The 13816-nt window shown below is 67.7% G+C and carries 13 protein-coding genes; 7 read left to right on the forward strand and 6 right to left on the reverse strand.

The features are described 5' to 3' along the window. Positions 1 to 17: 17 nt before the first annotated feature. Positions 18 to 1445, reverse strand: a complete 1428-nt coding sequence (locus tag AC1DT6_RS01955) for a sensor histidine kinase (protein WP_477103380.1) — start codon at positions 1443 to 1445, stop codon at positions 18 to 20. Next, entirely contained in the window at positions 1438 to 2136 is a 699-nt protein-coding gene (locus AC1DT6_RS01960; protein WP_045237222.1) for a response regulator, read from the reverse strand. Before AC1DT6_RS01960 ends, AC1DT6_RS01955 begins: the two co-directional genes overlap by 8 nt. Before the next feature lie 144 nt (positions 2137 to 2280). On the opposite strand from AC1DT6_RS01960, the gene AC1DT6_RS01965 reads away from it, so the two are divergent. After that, the gene (locus tag AC1DT6_RS01965; RefSeq protein WP_441635967.1) at positions 2281 to 3258 is read left to right on the forward strand and encodes a tripartite tricarboxylate transporter substrate binding protein; all 978 of its coding nucleotides are present in this window, start codon (positions 2281 to 2283) and stop codon (positions 3256 to 3258) included. 34 nt (positions 3259 to 3292) lie between these two features. On the opposite strand, the gene AC1DT6_RS01970 is transcribed toward AC1DT6_RS01965, so the two are convergent. Beyond that, a complete protein-coding gene (locus AC1DT6_RS01970; protein ID WP_045237224.1) occupies positions 3293 to 4195 on the reverse strand; it encodes a LysR family transcriptional regulator in 903 nt (300 codons plus the stop codon). 115 nt (positions 4196 to 4310) lie between these two features. Here AC1DT6_RS01970 and AC1DT6_RS01975 point away from each other — a divergent pair, with 115 nt between their 5' ends. After that, complete coding sequence (locus AC1DT6_RS01975; RefSeq protein WP_441635969.1) at positions 4311 to 4769, forward strand: PACE efflux transporter; 459 nt, start codon at positions 4311 to 4313, stop codon at positions 4767 to 4769. Positions 4770 to 4865: 96 nt separating this feature from the next. On the opposite strand, the gene AC1DT6_RS01980 is transcribed toward AC1DT6_RS01975, so the two are convergent. Next, positions 4866 to 5075, reverse strand: a complete 210-nt coding sequence (locus AC1DT6_RS01980; protein ID WP_045237226.1) for a hypothetical protein — start codon at positions 5073 to 5075, stop codon at positions 4866 to 4868. Between the two features lie 313 nt (positions 5076 to 5388). On the opposite strand from AC1DT6_RS01980, the gene AC1DT6_RS01985 reads away from it, so the two are divergent. The 5 genes from AC1DT6_RS01985 (at position 5389) to dacB (ending at position 10601) form a co-directional block, all read left to right on the forward strand. Continuing rightward, positions 5389 to 6669: a flavin-dependent oxidoreductase gene (locus tag AC1DT6_RS01985; protein ID WP_441635971.1), complete on the forward strand. Its 1281-nt coding sequence runs from the start codon at positions 5389 to 5391 to the stop codon at positions 6667 to 6669. A gap of 128 nt (positions 6670 to 6797) precedes the next feature. Continuing rightward, positions 6798 to 7910: an ABC transporter substrate-binding protein gene (locus AC1DT6_RS01990; RefSeq protein WP_477103385.1), complete on the forward strand. Its 1113-nt coding sequence runs from the start codon at positions 6798 to 6800 to the stop codon at positions 7908 to 7910. Then, positions 7907 to 8407 (forward strand): DUF3237 domain-containing protein, encoded by a 501-nt coding sequence (locus tag AC1DT6_RS01995; protein ID WP_477103381.1) that lies wholly within the window; start codon positions 7907 to 7909, stop codon positions 8405 to 8407. Before AC1DT6_RS01990 ends, AC1DT6_RS01995 begins: the two co-directional genes overlap by 4 nt. Positions 8408 to 8438: 31 nt before the next feature. Continuing rightward, on the forward strand, positions 8439 to 9020 hold the full coding sequence (locus AC1DT6_RS02000; protein WP_477103382.1) for a MarR family winged helix-turn-helix transcriptional regulator: 582 nt from the start codon (positions 8439 to 8441) through the stop codon (positions 9018 to 9020). A 36-nt stretch (positions 9021 to 9056) separates the two neighbouring features. Beyond that, complete coding sequence (dacB, locus tag AC1DT6_RS02005) at positions 9057 to 10601, forward strand: D-alanyl-D-alanine carboxypeptidase/D-alanyl-D-alanine endopeptidase (protein ID WP_441635977.1); 1545 nt, start codon at positions 9057 to 9059, stop codon at positions 10599 to 10601. Between the two features lie 823 nt (positions 10602 to 11424). Here dacB and AC1DT6_RS02010 read toward each other — a convergent pair. Beyond that, positions 11425 to 12411: an L-threonylcarbamoyladenylate synthase gene (locus AC1DT6_RS02010; RefSeq protein WP_477103315.1), complete on the reverse strand. Its 987-nt coding sequence runs from the start codon at positions 12409 to 12411 to the stop codon at positions 11425 to 11427. 114 nt (positions 12412 to 12525) lie between these two features. Continuing rightward, entirely contained in the window at positions 12526 to 13770 is a 1245-nt protein-coding gene (locus tag AC1DT6_RS02015; protein ID WP_477103314.1) for a 5-(carboxyamino)imidazole ribonucleotide synthase, read from the reverse strand. Positions 13771 to 13816: the final 46 nt, after the last annotated feature.

Below are 13816 nucleotides of genomic sequence, written 5' to 3' on the forward strand. Positions count from 1 at the left end.
GGTGGCGTTGCGCCGCCCTATGCCGGCGGAAAACGCACCCGCACCAGCAGGCCATTGCCGCCCTCGCCCTCCAGCAGCGCCAGCGTGGCGCCGTGCGCGGCGGCAATGTCGCGCACGATGGTGAGACCGAGCCCGGAGCCGCCCGGGTTCGCCTCCCCCGCGGCGCTCAAACCGGCGGCCTTGCCGCGATAGAACGGCTCCAGTACCGCCGCGCGTTCCTGCAACGGAATGCCCGGGCCATCGTCTTCCACCTCCAGTACCACCGCTTCGCCAGCGCGATGGACGCGCGCCGTGACGACGCCGTCCGATGGCGTGTAGCGCAGCGCGTTGTCGACCAGGTTGGTGACCAGTTCGTGCAGCAGGTCGGTGCCAAGCACCGGCAGCGCGCCCTCGCCCTCGAAACCCAGGTCGATGCGCCGCGCGCGGGCGGCGGGCGTGAGTTCGAGGCAGACTTCCCTCACCAGCGCCGCCAGGTCCAGCACGCGCGGTGTCTCCGCGCCGCCGTGCGCGGCGCGCGCCATCGACAGCAGGCGGTCGGCCAGCGCGGCCATGCGCGCGGTGCTGTCGGCCAGGCCCTGCGCGATGCGCCGCTGCTCGGCGGGATCGTGCTCACGCGCCGCCAGTTGCGCCTGCGTGTGCAGCACCGCGAGCGGCGTGCGCAACTGATGTGCCGCGTCGGCGATAAAGCGGCGCTGCGCGGCCAGCACCTGCTCCAGCCGCGCCATATAGCCGTTCATCGCCTCCACCAGCGGCGCCGTTTCGCGCGGCGCGCTATCGAGCGGCAGCGGCGTGGTGGCGCCGGGCTGGCGCTGCGCCACCTCGGCGCGCAGCGCATCGAGCGGCGCCAGCGCGCGCCGCGTGAACAGCCAGATCACGAGCACCACCGCCAGCACCAGCATCAACTGGCCCCACAGCACATCGAACAGGATGTTGCGCGTCAGCGCCTGGCGCGAGTCGAGGGTCTCGCCAACTTCGATCAACGCCATGCCGCCGTGCGTGCCGCTCGCGTCCATCACCGGCTGGCGCAGCGCGGCGATGCGGATCGGCTGGCCGCGGTAAGTGCGGTCGTAGAAACTCACCAGCGCGGGATAGAGCCTGGTGCGGGGCTGGCTGGCATCGAACGGCGGCAGGTCGTCGTAGCCCGAGACGAACTCGCCATGCACCCCGCTCACGCGATAGAACATGGTGGCGTTCATACCCACCTCGAAGGTATCGAGCGAGATATAGGGCACGTCCACGCGCACGCCTTCGGGTGTCAGCGTGATGCGCTCGGAGATATTGCGCGCGGAGGCGAGCAGCGTGCGGTCGTAGGCCAGGTCGGCTGACGCCAGCGCATTCGAATACGCCACCACGCCGTACACCGCCTGCAGCACCAGCATGGGCGGTATCAGCCACCACAGCAGGCGCGCGCGCAGGCTGGCGGGACGCCTGCGCGGCTCAGCCAACGCTGGGCTCCAGCACGTAGCCCAGCCCGCGCAAGGTCACGATGGCCGCGCCGGAGCCTTCGAGCTTGCGGCGCAGGCGATGCACATAGACCTCGATCACATCGGGCTGGGTCTCGTCGGCCAGCGTGAAGATGCTGGCGTAGATCCGGTCCTTGCTGACGGTCTTGCCTGGCGGCGTCATCAGGATCTCCAGCACCGCGTGCTCGCGCGGCGTCAGCGCGAGCGGCACGCCGCCCACCTGGAAATGGCGCGACACCGTATCGAAGCCCAGGCCGCCGCAAACCACCAGCGGCGCCTCGGTCTGGCGCGCGCGGCGCAGCAGGGCCTTCACGCGCGCCTCGAACTCGGCGAGATCGAAGGGCTTGGCCATGTAGTCGTCGGCGCCCAGGTCCAGGCCCTTGACCCGGTCGCCCACTTCGCCGCGCGCGGTCAGGATCATCACCGGCACGCGGCAGCCGCGGCCGCGCAGGCGGGCGAGCAGGTCGAGGCCGTCGCGGTCGGGCAGCGTGAGGTCCAGCAGCACCAGCGCGTAGTCGCTGCCGGCACCGGTGCCGCCCGCGTGCGTGCTGAACAGGAGGGATTCGGCGCTGGCCGCGTCGGCGGCGCGCTCCACGGTGAAATGCAGGGCGCGCAGCGCCTGCATCACCCAGGTGGCCAGTTCGTCGTGGTCTTCGACCAGCAGTACTCTCATGGAAGGTTCTTCTCCTGCGCTTCTGGCACTCCGTTATGCCTGATTTTCTCACCGGCAGCCAGCGGATTTGCCCGGGATTTCCCGGTAAGCTGTCTGCCGCGTTGTCGTTCTATCCCGTCGTCCGGCCCCATCCCAGGAGAATCCATGAGCATCGTCCCGGCCGCCCTGCGTCTCGCCTGCGCCGCGCTCGCCCTCGGGGCGGTTTGCGCGCATGCGTCCCCCACGCCGGAGTGCATCGTGCCCGCCAAGCCCGGCGGCGGCTTCGACCTGACCTGCAAGCTGGCGCAGCGAGCGCTGCTGGAAGCCGGACTGACCGAGCAACCGATGCGGCTGGTCTACGTGCCGGGTGGCATCGGCGCCGTGGCCTACAACAGCATCGTGGCGCAGCGCCCCGCCGAGCCCGATACGATCGTCGCCTTCTCCGGCGGCTCGCTGCTGGCGCTGGCCGAGGGCAAGTTCGGCAAGTATGGCGTGGCCGACGTGCGCTGGGTCGGCGCGCTCGGCACCGACTACGGCATGATCGCGGTGCGCGCCGATTCGCCTTACAAGACCTTGAAGGACCTGGTGGCCGCGCTGAAGTCGGACCCCGACCAGGTACTGTTCGGTGCCGGTGGCACCATCGGCAACCAGGACTGGATGAAGGCCGCGCTGGTGGCCAGGCAGGCCGGCGTTGGCTACAAGCGCATGCGCTTCGTGGGCTTCGAAGGTGGCGGCGAGGCCTTCACGGCACTGCTGGGCGGGCACGTGCAAGCGGTGTCGGGCGACGTCTCCGAAGCCGCGATGCAACTCGGCGCAGGCGGGATCCGCATCCTCGCCGTGCTGGCCGAGCGGCGCCTGCCGGGCAGGCTTGCCAGCGTGCCGACGGCGCGCGAGCAAGGCTACGACATCACCTGGCCCATCCTGCGCGGCTTCTACATGGGCCCGAAGGTCGCGCAGGCCGACTACCAGCGCTGGGCTGGCCGCTTCGAGCGCCTGCAGGCAAGCCCGGCATTCGCCCGGCTGCGCGCGGAGCAAGGCTTGTTCCCCGCCGATCTGGGCGGCGCGGCGTCGCTTGACGCCTATGTGAAGGACACCGTGCAACGCTACGGCACGCTGGCGAAGGAGTTCGGCCTGGTCCGCTAGGCGGCGGCGTGCGCGAGCCTCCGGAGTAGCGGCCCTATGCCGGCCGCTTCTCCGGACGCGGCAGCGGCTGCTTGCTCACCCGTTCCTTGAGCCACGTAGCGGCCTTGCCGAGCGGCCGCTGCTTGTGCCACACCAGCTCCATCGCCACCGGCCAGTCCTGGTCGTCGAACTCCAGCACCGGCGACACCAGTTGCGCCGCGGCCGGCGAATTGGCCGCCACGTGCCAGGGCACGAAGGCCCAGCCCAGCCGGCGCTTGACCAGTTCGACGATGACCCACTGGCTCTCCACCCACCAGACTTCGGCGGCCACGCGCAGCCGCATTTTTTCCTCGCTATCGCTGCGGGTCGCCACCATCAGTTGCCGGTAGCGTTTCAGTTCCTCCCAGCCCACGCGCTGGTCCGCGAGCGCGTGGTCGGGCGCGCAGATGATCTGCATCGGCACCCAACCCAGCGCACGGAAGCCCAGCTCCGGCGGCAACACCTCCTGGCGCCACATCAGGCCCAGGTCGGCGGAACCGGCCAGCACCAGCCGGCTGACATCCTCCATCAAGGGAAACAGCAGCTCCAGTTCCACCGCCGGGAAGCGCGCCGAGAACTCTTCGAGCAGCACGCCCAGGGTTTCCTCCGGATACAGCTCATCCACCGCCAGCACCAGGCGGCTCTCGACGCCTTCGCCCAGGCTCTTGGCCACACCGCGGAAATGCTCGCAACGCTCCAGGATCACCCGTGCTTCGGCCAGCAGGCGTTCGCCCGCGGCGGTCAGGGTCGGATAGCGGCCGGCACGGTCGAACAGTTGATTGCCGAGATCGATTTCCAGGTTGGCCACGGCCGCGCTGACCACCGACTGCGCCTTGCCCAGGCGGCGCGCGGCGGCGGAAAAAGAACCGCACTCGGCGGCGGCCGCGAAGGCCTGCAATTGTTCCAGGGAAAGGCTCATGGGATTCCTGATGGCGCGATGCCGTCACAACCATCGTTTTTAGCGATGGATACCAACTTGGCTATGCCACGATTATAGATAGAATGGCCTGCATTGACGCCAGACAGGAAGTATCATGCGCAGCACCAAGGACAGAATCCGCCACACCATCGGCTTTGAACTGATCGGCCTGCTGATCTTCGCGCCGGTGGGCAGCTGGCTATTTGGCTTCGCCCTGCACCAGATGGGCATCATTGCGGTGGTGGCATCGGTGATCGCCGCCGGCTGGAATTATCTTTACAACCTGCTGTTCGACAAGGCCATGCTCCGGTTCACCGGACAATTGCGCAAGCCGGTGGCCGTGCGCGTGCTGCATGCCATCCTGTTCGAACTGGGCCTGCTGGTGGTGTTCCTGCCGATGGTGGCCTGGTACCTGGACATGAGCTTGCTCGATGCCTTCATCATGGATATCGCGGTGGCGGCGTTCTACGTGGTTTATGCCTTCATCTACAACTGGGCGTACGACGCCGTGTTCCCCGTTGGCGCTGGCGCCCGGACCAGCACGAAAACAAAGGCTGTCGGGGAATCCGCCTGAGCGGCGCCCCTCCGAAAGCAAAAAGCGGATGCCACCGGCATCCGCTTTTTGCTTTGTAACGGCCTGGAACGTATGCCGGCCGGCAGCTTGTCCTGCTCACTTCCGGTCGGGGGTCGCCACATTACCGACCACGCCACCCAGGGCCGCGCCACCGATGGTGGCCGCCGGCCCGCCGATCAGGGCCGCACCGGCGACGCCGCCGACGCCTGCGCCAATGGCCGTATTGCGCTGCTTGGGAGTCATGTCGGCACAGCCCGCCACGCTAAGCAGGGTGGCAAGCAGGAGAGACAGGGTCACGGTACGCATGATGGGGCTCCTTGATGGATTGGCTTTGCGCCTGGCAATGCACCCATGCATTGCGGCAGTTGCTTTCAGTATGGATGCCGGGTAAGTCACGCGCGACCGGCAAGGGGCCTAACCTCTTGTCAGAGGAATCCCACAAGCTTCCACACAGGCTTGCCCCGGCATGCCCGGTATTGCGGGTTTCTCCCCACGTTTCAGAGCTTGATGCGATCATCCATTTAGTTATACTACATAACAATATTGCTGCTTGCCGCCGACCCTGCATGAGGGACCCACGCGGCGCGGGCAATCCATAACAAGCTGTGGAGACAACATCATGAAGATCGCGATAGCCGGCGGCGGCATCGGCGGCCTGACGCTGGCACTGCTTTGCCACCGGCACGGCATCGAGGCCGAGGTCTGGGAAGCCAGCGAAACGCTGCGCCCGCTCGGCGTGGGCATCAACCTGCTGCCGCACGCCGTGCGCGAGCTGGCGGAACTGGGGCTGCTCGATGCGCTGGCCGAACTGGCGGTGCAGACCTCATCACTGTCTTACTACAACAAGCTGGGCCAGCGCATCTGGCACGAGCCGCGCGGGCGCGCGGCGGGCTACGACCTGCCCCAGTTTTCCGTTCATCGCGGCGAATTCCAGATGCTGCTCTACCGCACGGCGGTGGAACGCCTGGGCGCCGATCGCGTGCACACCGGGCATACTTTCGAATCGGTGGTGAGCACCGGTGCGCGCGCCGGCGAGCCGGTGGCGTTCACGCTGTGCCGTCGCAGCGACAACGCCGAAGTCACGGCCCGGGCCGATGTGCTGGTGGGCGCCGACGGCATCCACTCCGCGGTGCGCCGCCACTTCTATCCGCAGGGCGACGCGCCGCGCTTCTCGCGCCGCACGCTGTGGCGTGCCGTCACCGAAGCGCCGCCGTACCTGGACGGCAGCTCGATGTTCATGGCGGGCCACCAGGACCAGAAGTTCGTGGCCTACCCGATCTCCGAACCGCTGCGCCGCCAGGGGCGCTCGCTGGTCAACTGGATCGCCGAGCTGCGCGTGCCCGACCACGTCTCGGACACACCACCGCGCAGCGACTGGAACAAGCAGGTCGACAAGTCCGTGTTCAGCGCGGCCTTTGCGAACTGGCGCTGGAACTGGATCGATATTCCCGCGCTGATCGACGGCGCCGAAGCCATCTACGAATTCCCCATGGTCGACAAGGACCCGCTGCCGCGCTGGACCTTCGACCGGGTGACGCTGCTGGGCGACGCCGCCCACCCGATGTACCCGATCGGCTCCAACGGCAGCGCCCAGGCCATCCTGGATGCGCGCTACCTGATGGACAGCCTGCTGGCCAACGGCGCGCCGCGCGATGCGTCCGGCGCCGGCTACGCACTGCGCGAGTACGAGGCGGAGCGGCTGCCGCGCACCGCCGCCATCGTCCTGCGCAACCGCCTGAACGGGCCCGAGCAGGTCATGCAGCTGGCCGAGCAGCGCGCGCCGCAAGGCTTCAGCGATATCGACGCCGTGATACCGCGCGCGGAGCTCGAAGCCATCGCATTGCGCTACAAGCAGCTCGCCGGCTTCGACCGGCAGTCGCTGCAGGCACCTGCGCGCTAGCCCACTGCTTCGCCCCTCGCATTACGCCCAACGACCGGCCCCGAGAAGCCGGCGTTATCACAAGGAAAAAAGGAGACATCGTGCCGCGCCCCAGCCCTATCCGCCCCGCTACCGCTGCCCGCCTCGCGCTGGCCGTGGCCGTAACCCTTGCCGCCGCGCCCGCGCTGGCCGACGTGACTGTCGGTGTCAGCATCTCGTCGACAGGCCCCTCGGCTTCGCTCGGCATCCCGCAGAAGAACAGCATGCCGCTGCTGCCGGAGACCATCGGCGGCGAGAAGATCCGCTACGTGGTGCTGGACGACGGCTCCGACCCCACCCAGGCCACCAAGGTGGCGCGGCGCTTTGTCAGCGAAGACAAGGTCGACATCATCCTCGGTTCGTCGGCGGTGGCGCCGTCGATCGCGATCGCCGAAGTCGCCGACGAGAGCCAGACCGTGCAGCTGGCATTCTCGCCCATCGAACTCAAGCCCGGCCGTGGCGAATGGACCTATCGGCTGGCGCAGCCGGTCAGGCTGATGGCCGAAGCCGTGGCGGAAGCGGCGCACGCCAGGGGCGTCAAGACCATCGCCTTCATCGGCTTTGCCGACGCCTACGGCGAGACCTGGCTCAAGGAGTTCACCGCCGCCGCCACCGCGCGCGGCATCCGCCTCGTCGCCACCGAACGCTATGCGCGCTCGGATGCCAGCGTGACCGCGCAAACGCTCAAGCTGATCGCCGCCCATCCCGACGCGGTGCTGATCGCGGGCGCCGGCACCGGCGCCGCCCTGCCGCACACCACGTTGCGCGAGCGCGGCTACGCGGGCCCGGTCTACCACACGCACGGCGCCGCCACCAAGGACCTGATCCGCATCGGCGGCAAAGCCGTGAACGGCTCCATCCTCCCGGCCGGGCCGGTGATCGTGGCCGAACAACTGGCGGACAACGCCGCGGTGAAAAAGCCAGGGCTGGACTATGTGGGCCGCTATGAAAAGCAGTACGGTCCCGAGAGCCGCACCCAGTTCGGCGCGCACCCCTACGATGCCGGCCTGGTGCTGCAGCGCATCGTGCCGGTGGCGCTCAAGCAGGCGAAGCCGGGCACGCCGGAATTCCGCAAGGCACTCAAGACGGCGCTGGAGACCGAGCGCAATATCGTGGTCTCGCACGGGGTGCTGAACTACACGGCGCAGGACCATTTCGGCTTCGACACGCGTGGCCGCGTGCTGCTGACCATCGACAACGGCAACTGGAAGCTGCTGAAATGACCACGCCCCTGGTTAGCGACGCGCTGCCCGCCCCCACGCTGGAACATGTGGCCGACTTCAGCTTCCGGCTGGCGCCGGCCACCGAGGTGGGCGCGAGCGCGCTGGGCAACCGCCGGGTGATCCCCATCCTGGACGGCGCGGTCAGCGGGCCGCGCCTGCAAGGGCGCATCCTGCCCGGCGGCGCTGACTTCCAGCTGGTACGGCATGACACGGGCAACGGCATCGCCGTGGCCGATATCGAAGCGCGCTACGTGCTGGAGACCACCGACGGCGCGCGCATCTACATCGTCAACGCCGGCTTGCGCAGCGGCCCCGGCGAGCTGATCGCGCGGCTCGGCGCCGGCGAGGTGATCGATCCGCGCCTGATTTACTTCCGCACGGCGCCGCGCTTCGAAACGGCATCGCCCGGTTACGACTGGCTCATGCAGCACCTGTTCGTCGCCACCGGCGCCCGCTATCCCGACCGGGTGGAAATGCGGTATTTTCGCGTCATCTGATCCCGTTTCATTCGACCGACGCCAAGGCATCATGACCACAGCAAAGGCGCGCCCGCGCCGCAGCCGCGACGCCCCCGATCCCGCCGGCGCCAGCCAGGCGGCCGACACCATCGGCGGCTTCGACCCACATATCCCCAACATCGACTACGGCGTGCTGGACAGCCTGGTCGGCTACGCCATCCGCCGCGCGCAGATCCGCATCTACGAGGACTTCGTCCAGTCGCTGGCGCAGTGGCACATCACGCCGCCGCGTTTCTCCGCGCTGGTGATCATCTCGCGCAACCCGCATCTCAAGCTGACCGAACTGGCCAGCATCCTGGGCATCGCGCGCTCCGGTGCGGTGCTGCTGGTCGATGCGCTGGAAGACATGAAGCTGGTTGCACGCCGTCCCGCGCCGCACGACCGCCGGGCCTACAGCCTGGTCCTGACGCCAGCGGGCCGCCGCACGCTGGAGGCCGCCACCACTGCGGTGTGCGCGCATGATGCGCGCGTCGCGGCCGCGTTATCGGCGCAGGAGCAGGATACGCTGCGCGCGCTGCTCGGCAAGCTGGCGCCGCCCTGTCCCGCCGGCATGGCCCAGCCGGCACCACCCGCGAGCCTCACGGAAATCTGAACTTCGCGTCATCCGCGCTCATGCCCATGCGTTAACATGGGCACCATGCCGAAACGCCCTTCCCCATTCCTTCACCGCCTGTTGCCGCTTTGCGCCGCCGGGCTGCTATGCATCGGCGGCCTGCCCGCCGCCACAGCCAAGGCCACCGTCCACAAGGCCAAAGCCTCCCACGCCGCTAACACGCCGACAGAACAGGCGGAGCCGCGATCGGGCCTGCCGGCCAGCGTGACGGGCGCGCTCAAGCGCGCACACGTGCCAGCCTCGGCCGCCAGCTTTTATGTGATCAAGGTCGGCGCGCAGGCGCCCCGCGCAAGCTGGAACGCACAGACGCCAATGAACCCGGCCTCGACCATGAAACTGGTCACCACCTTTGCCGGCCTGCAGTTGCTCGGCCCCGGCTATCGGTGGCAAACCTCGCTCTACGCCGACGGCCAGCCAGGCGCCGACGGCACCATCAACGGCAACGTCTACCTGCGCGGCCAGGGCGATCCCAAGCTGGTGCCGGAAGAAATGGCCAAGCTGGTCGCCAAGGCCCGCGCCGCGGGCGCCACCACCATCAATGGCGACCTGGTGCTGGACCGCAGCTACTTCGACTCCGCCATCGACAACGGCGCCACCATCGACGGCGAGACCCAGCGCGCCTACAACGTCAGCCCCGACGCGCTGCTGTATGCCTTCAAGACGCTGTCGTTCACCATCACGCCCGACCCGGCCAGCCAGTCGGTAGCGGTATCGGTCACGCCCGCGCTGGCGCAGCTCAAGCTGGACAACCGCCTGGCGCTGTCCAACGGAAAATGCGGTGACTGGTCGGCACGCGCCCGGCCCTCCGTCACGCAACAGCCCGACGGCACCGTGCTGGCTTCCTTCGACGGCAGCTACGCCGCCGACTGTGGCGAACACGTCGTTAATATCGCCACCCTCTCGCACAACGAATTCACCTGGGGCGGCTTCGTCGCCGAATGGCAATTCGCCGGCGGCCGCTTCACCCACCAGCCGGCGCTGCGCATGGGCCGCCCCCCGCGCGGCGCCTTCCTGCTCGCACGCCACTACGGCCAGCCGCTCTCCGATATCGTGCGCGACATCAACAAGTTCTCGAACAACGTGATGGCCCGCCAGCTCTATCTGACCATCGGCGCCGAGATGGATCGCAGCGGGCCTGCCAGCACCGCGCGCTCGGAGAAAGTGGTGCAACGCTGGCTGGCACGCCAGGGGCTGACCATGCCGGACCTGGTACTGGACAACGGTTCAGGGCTTTCGCGCGAAGAACGGATCAGCGCGTACGATATGTCGCGGTTGTTGCAGCAGGCGCTTGCCAGCGAGGTTGGGCCGGTGTTGATCGATTCGCTGCCCATACTTGGGGTGGACGGCACGTTGCGTAACCGGCTGACTAAGGCCGGCGCGGCCGGCAATGCGTATATGAAGACGGGGACGTTGAATGATGTGCGGGCGCTGGCGGGGTATGTGGATGCCCTGAACGGGGATCGGTATGTGGTGGTGAGTTATATCAACCATGCGAATGCAGCGCAGGCGCGGGATGCGCATGATGCGTTGTTGCAGTGGGTTTATCAGGGGGCGCCTTAAATTAAGGTTTTTTAGGGCGGGTGGCTTTGGCGGTGGGTGGTGTGAGCTGCAAAACCGTTGGTTTTTGATTGCTGGGTTGGGGGTGGTTTTGGCGGTGTTGGTTGTTGCACCCAACAGCGTACGACATCCCCCCTGCGGGGGGCTGCCGGTCACTCTTCTTTGCCTCGGCAAAGAAGACTAACGAGAAGAAAGCCGACCCTGCCGGGGGCAGAGCAATCAGGCTCTCGAATATCGATGATTTCGTCGTACGGCCCAGAGTGCCGGCGGGCTTCTGCCGGTACCGGTTTGAGCGGCCACGGATCTGCCAGCTTCCGGGATTCAGGGTGGGGCCCCCGGTAGCAGACATCACTGACTTCGAGCCGTCTGTCGCTCGCGAAATGGGCGGCCACGAAGTTGCAGGCGGTCCGGTTCCGTCGTGGGCGCGGTGGCACCGGGTGATATGCCCGAGGCCTTCACCACCGCGCCCGCCCCACCACGAAACCATGGGCATGTGATGTGTCGTGGTAGCCCGCGCCGGTAACGGCAGATGTGGGCATGGTCACCGCGCACGAGGTCAGGGGCATCACTACGAAACCCATGGGTCGTGCCATTGCGATGCCCTGCAAGCTGGTAACGGCAGATGCCAGCAGAACTGCGGCCGTACGACGAAACCAGCGTCCCTCGCACTCGCGATTGCTCTGCCCCCGGCAGGGTCGGCTTTCTTCTCGTTAGTCTTCTTTGCCGAGGCAAAGAAGAGTGACCGGCGTCCCCCGCAGGGGGATGTCGTACGCTCTTGGGTCCAACAACCAACACCGCCAAAACCAACGCCCCAAGACCGCCCCCCTTACCCCCCAAACGCAGCAGCAGCCCGCTGCAACCGATCCCTAACCCCATCCCACTCACACCCATCCGGCAAGACCTCAAACACCAGTCTCGAATACCCCTCCCGATCCAACCTCCGCAACAACCGATAAAGCTCTCGAGCATAAGCCTCGGCGTCGGCAGGCGCCTGCACCCAAACGCACCGCGGATCGGCAACCGCCTCGCCCCCCACCCATGCCACTTTGGCATCAGCAGGCAAATCCGCCAACTGGGCCGGCAAATCCGCAGCGGAAGACAACGCCAGCGAAGTATGCGGCGCATAGTGCGCCTTAAGCGTCCCCGAAGCCCGCGGCGCAGCGGCATCCGGCGGCAAGGGCGTCACGCCCAGGACCTGCGCCATCATCGCCGCCGTAATCGCGCCAGGTCGCAGCAATACGGGGCCAATGCCCTGCTCCAGCCGCGATAGATCCACGATGGTCGATTCAATGCCAACCTCCACCCCATCGCCTTCGAGCACAAAGACGGCGTCGCCAAACTCATCCCGCACATGCTGCGCGGTGGTCGGGCTGACCTGGCCGAACTTGTTTGCCGACGGCGCGGCAATGCCTCCTCGCCCGCGCTTGAAGCGTGCCAGCAGCGCCTGCGCGACGGGATGCGAGGGGCAACGCAGGCCGATGCTGTCCTGCCCGCCGGCCACCGCTGCCGGTATATGACTGGCGCGCTTGAGGATCAGCGTGAGCGGGCCAGGCCAGAAGGCGTCGATCAGTTGCTGCGCGGCCGGCGGCACGTCGTCGACCCAGTAGCTGATATCGCCGCCGTCCACCACGTGCACGATGATCGGATGGTTGGACGGCCGGCCCTTGGCCGCGTAGATGCGGGCGATGGCCTGGGGGTTTTCCGCGTCGGCGCCGAGGCCGTAGACCGTCTCGGTGGGAAAGGCGACCAGCTCGCCGGCTTCCAGCAGTTGGACCGCTTGGTCAAGTTCGGCGGACGTGGGCATGCGCGACATCGGGGATCTCTGGGGTGGGCGTTACTACGAAACTACAAAACTACGAAGCTACAAGACTACGAAAGCGGGAGAACCCGCCGGGCACGCCGACAGCGCACCCGACCGGGCAAGCCTTCACGACTCGATGTGCAGCGCCTTCAAGGCAGCGTCGAACGCGCGGCCCGCATCGGCGGCTTCGCCGCCCACGCAGTTCACATGGCCCATCTTGCGCGAGGGGCGCGCATCGTTCTTGCCGTACAGGTGCAGCTTGGCACCGGACTGCGCCACGACTTCGTCCCAGGCCGGCGTGCGCTCCAGACCGAACTCGAACCACACATCGCCCAGCAGGTTGAGCATCTTGCCCGCCGAATGCTGGCGCGTGCTGCCCAGCGGCAGGCGGGCCATGGCGCGCACCTGCTGCTCGAACTGGCTGGTTTCGCAGGCGTCCATGGTGATATGGCCCGAGTTGTGCGGGCGCGGCGCCATTTCGTTGGCAACCAGCGAGCCGTCCGTCAGCACGAAGAACTCGATGCACAGCACGCCCACATAGCCCATCTCGGTGGCGATGGTGGCGGCGGCTGCGCGGGCCCGCGCGGCGATCTCGTCGGAAACGCTCGTGGCGGGCATCACGGTGGAGAACAGGATGCCGTCGCGGTGCACGTTTTCGGCCAGCGGCCAGGTGGCGGTGCTGCCGTCGGCGGCACGCGCGGCCAGCACCGAGACCTCGTAGGCCAGCGGCAGCATCTTCTCCAGCACGCAGGGCACGTGCTGCATGGCGCGCCAGGCAGCACGCACGTCCTCGCGGCTCTTGACGCGGGCCTGGCCCTTGCCGTCGTAGCCCATGCGCGCGGTCTTCAGGATGCCCGGCAGCAGGTCTTCGGGCAACTGGTCGACGTCGGCGTCGTGCTGGATCACCCAGTGCGGCGCGGTGGGCACGCCAGTGCGCTCGGCGCAGGAGGCGAAGAACTTCTTCTCGCCGATGCGGTTCTGCGCGATCGACACGCAGTAGCCGCGCGGCGCCACGAAGGCGCCCAGTTGTTCGAGCCGGTCCAGCGAGAGCGACGGCACGTTCTCGAATTCGGTGCTCACCGCCGGGCACAGTCTGGCCATCTCGGCCAGCGCGGCTTCGTCGGTGTAGGCCGCGCAGATATGCTTCTCGGCGATGGTGCCGGCCGGGCTGTCCTGGTCCGGATCGAGCACGCAGACCTTGTAGCCCATCGCCTGGGCGGCATGGGTGAACATGCGGCCGAGCTGGCCGCCGCCCAGCATGCCGAGCCAGGCGCCGGGCAGCACCGGCGCGCTGGGGTTGTCGATGCCGAACTCGGCACGCGACTCCGGCGTGTGGGCTTCGACCAGGTGGGGATGGATATCGGTGGGCATTGCGCGTCTTTCCGGATTCGGGGCTTAAGCTAGTCGGCTGGTCTGG

It is taken from the genome of Cupriavidus sp. 01L45, from assembly GCF_056399885.1.

Coding starts and splice junctions, on each gene's coding strand:
- AC1DT6_RS01965 (WP_441635967.1), top strand. CDS start 2,281: ATGAGCATCGTCCCGGCCGCCCTGCGTCTCGCCTGCGCCGCGCTCGCC.
- dacB (WP_441635977.1), top strand. CDS start 9,057: ATGGGCACCATGCCGAAACGCCCTTCCCCATTCCTTCACCGCCTGTTG.
- AC1DT6_RS01985 (WP_441635971.1), top strand. CDS start 5,389: ATGAAGATCGCGATAGCCGGCGGCGGCATCGGCGGCCTGACGCTGGCA.
- AC1DT6_RS01960 (WP_045237222.1), bottom strand. CDS start 2,136: ATGAGAGTACTGCTGGTCGAAGACCACGACGAACTGGCCACCTGGGTG.
- AC1DT6_RS01975 (WP_441635969.1), top strand. CDS start 4,311: ATGCGCAGCACCAAGGACAGAATCCGCCACACCATCGGCTTTGAACTG.
- AC1DT6_RS02015 (WP_477103314.1), bottom strand. CDS start 13,770: ATGCCCACCGATATCCATCCCCACCTGGTCGAAGCCCACACGCCGGAG.
- AC1DT6_RS02000 (WP_477103382.1), top strand. CDS start 8,439: ATGACCACAGCAAAGGCGCGCCCGCGCCGCAGCCGCGACGCCCCCGAT.
- AC1DT6_RS01970 (WP_045237224.1), bottom strand. CDS start 4,195: ATGAGCCTTTCCCTGGAACAATTGCAGGCCTTCGCGGCCGCCGCCGAG.
- AC1DT6_RS01995 (WP_477103381.1), top strand. CDS start 7,907: ATGACCACGCCCCTGGTTAGCGACGCGCTGCCCGCCCCCACGCTGGAA.
- AC1DT6_RS01980 (WP_045237226.1), bottom strand. CDS start 5,075: ATGCGTACCGTGACCCTGTCTCTCCTGCTTGCCACCCTGCTTAGCGTG.
- AC1DT6_RS02010 (WP_477103315.1), bottom strand. CDS start 12,411: ATGTCGCGCATGCCCACGTCCGCCGAACTTGACCAAGCGGTCCAACTG.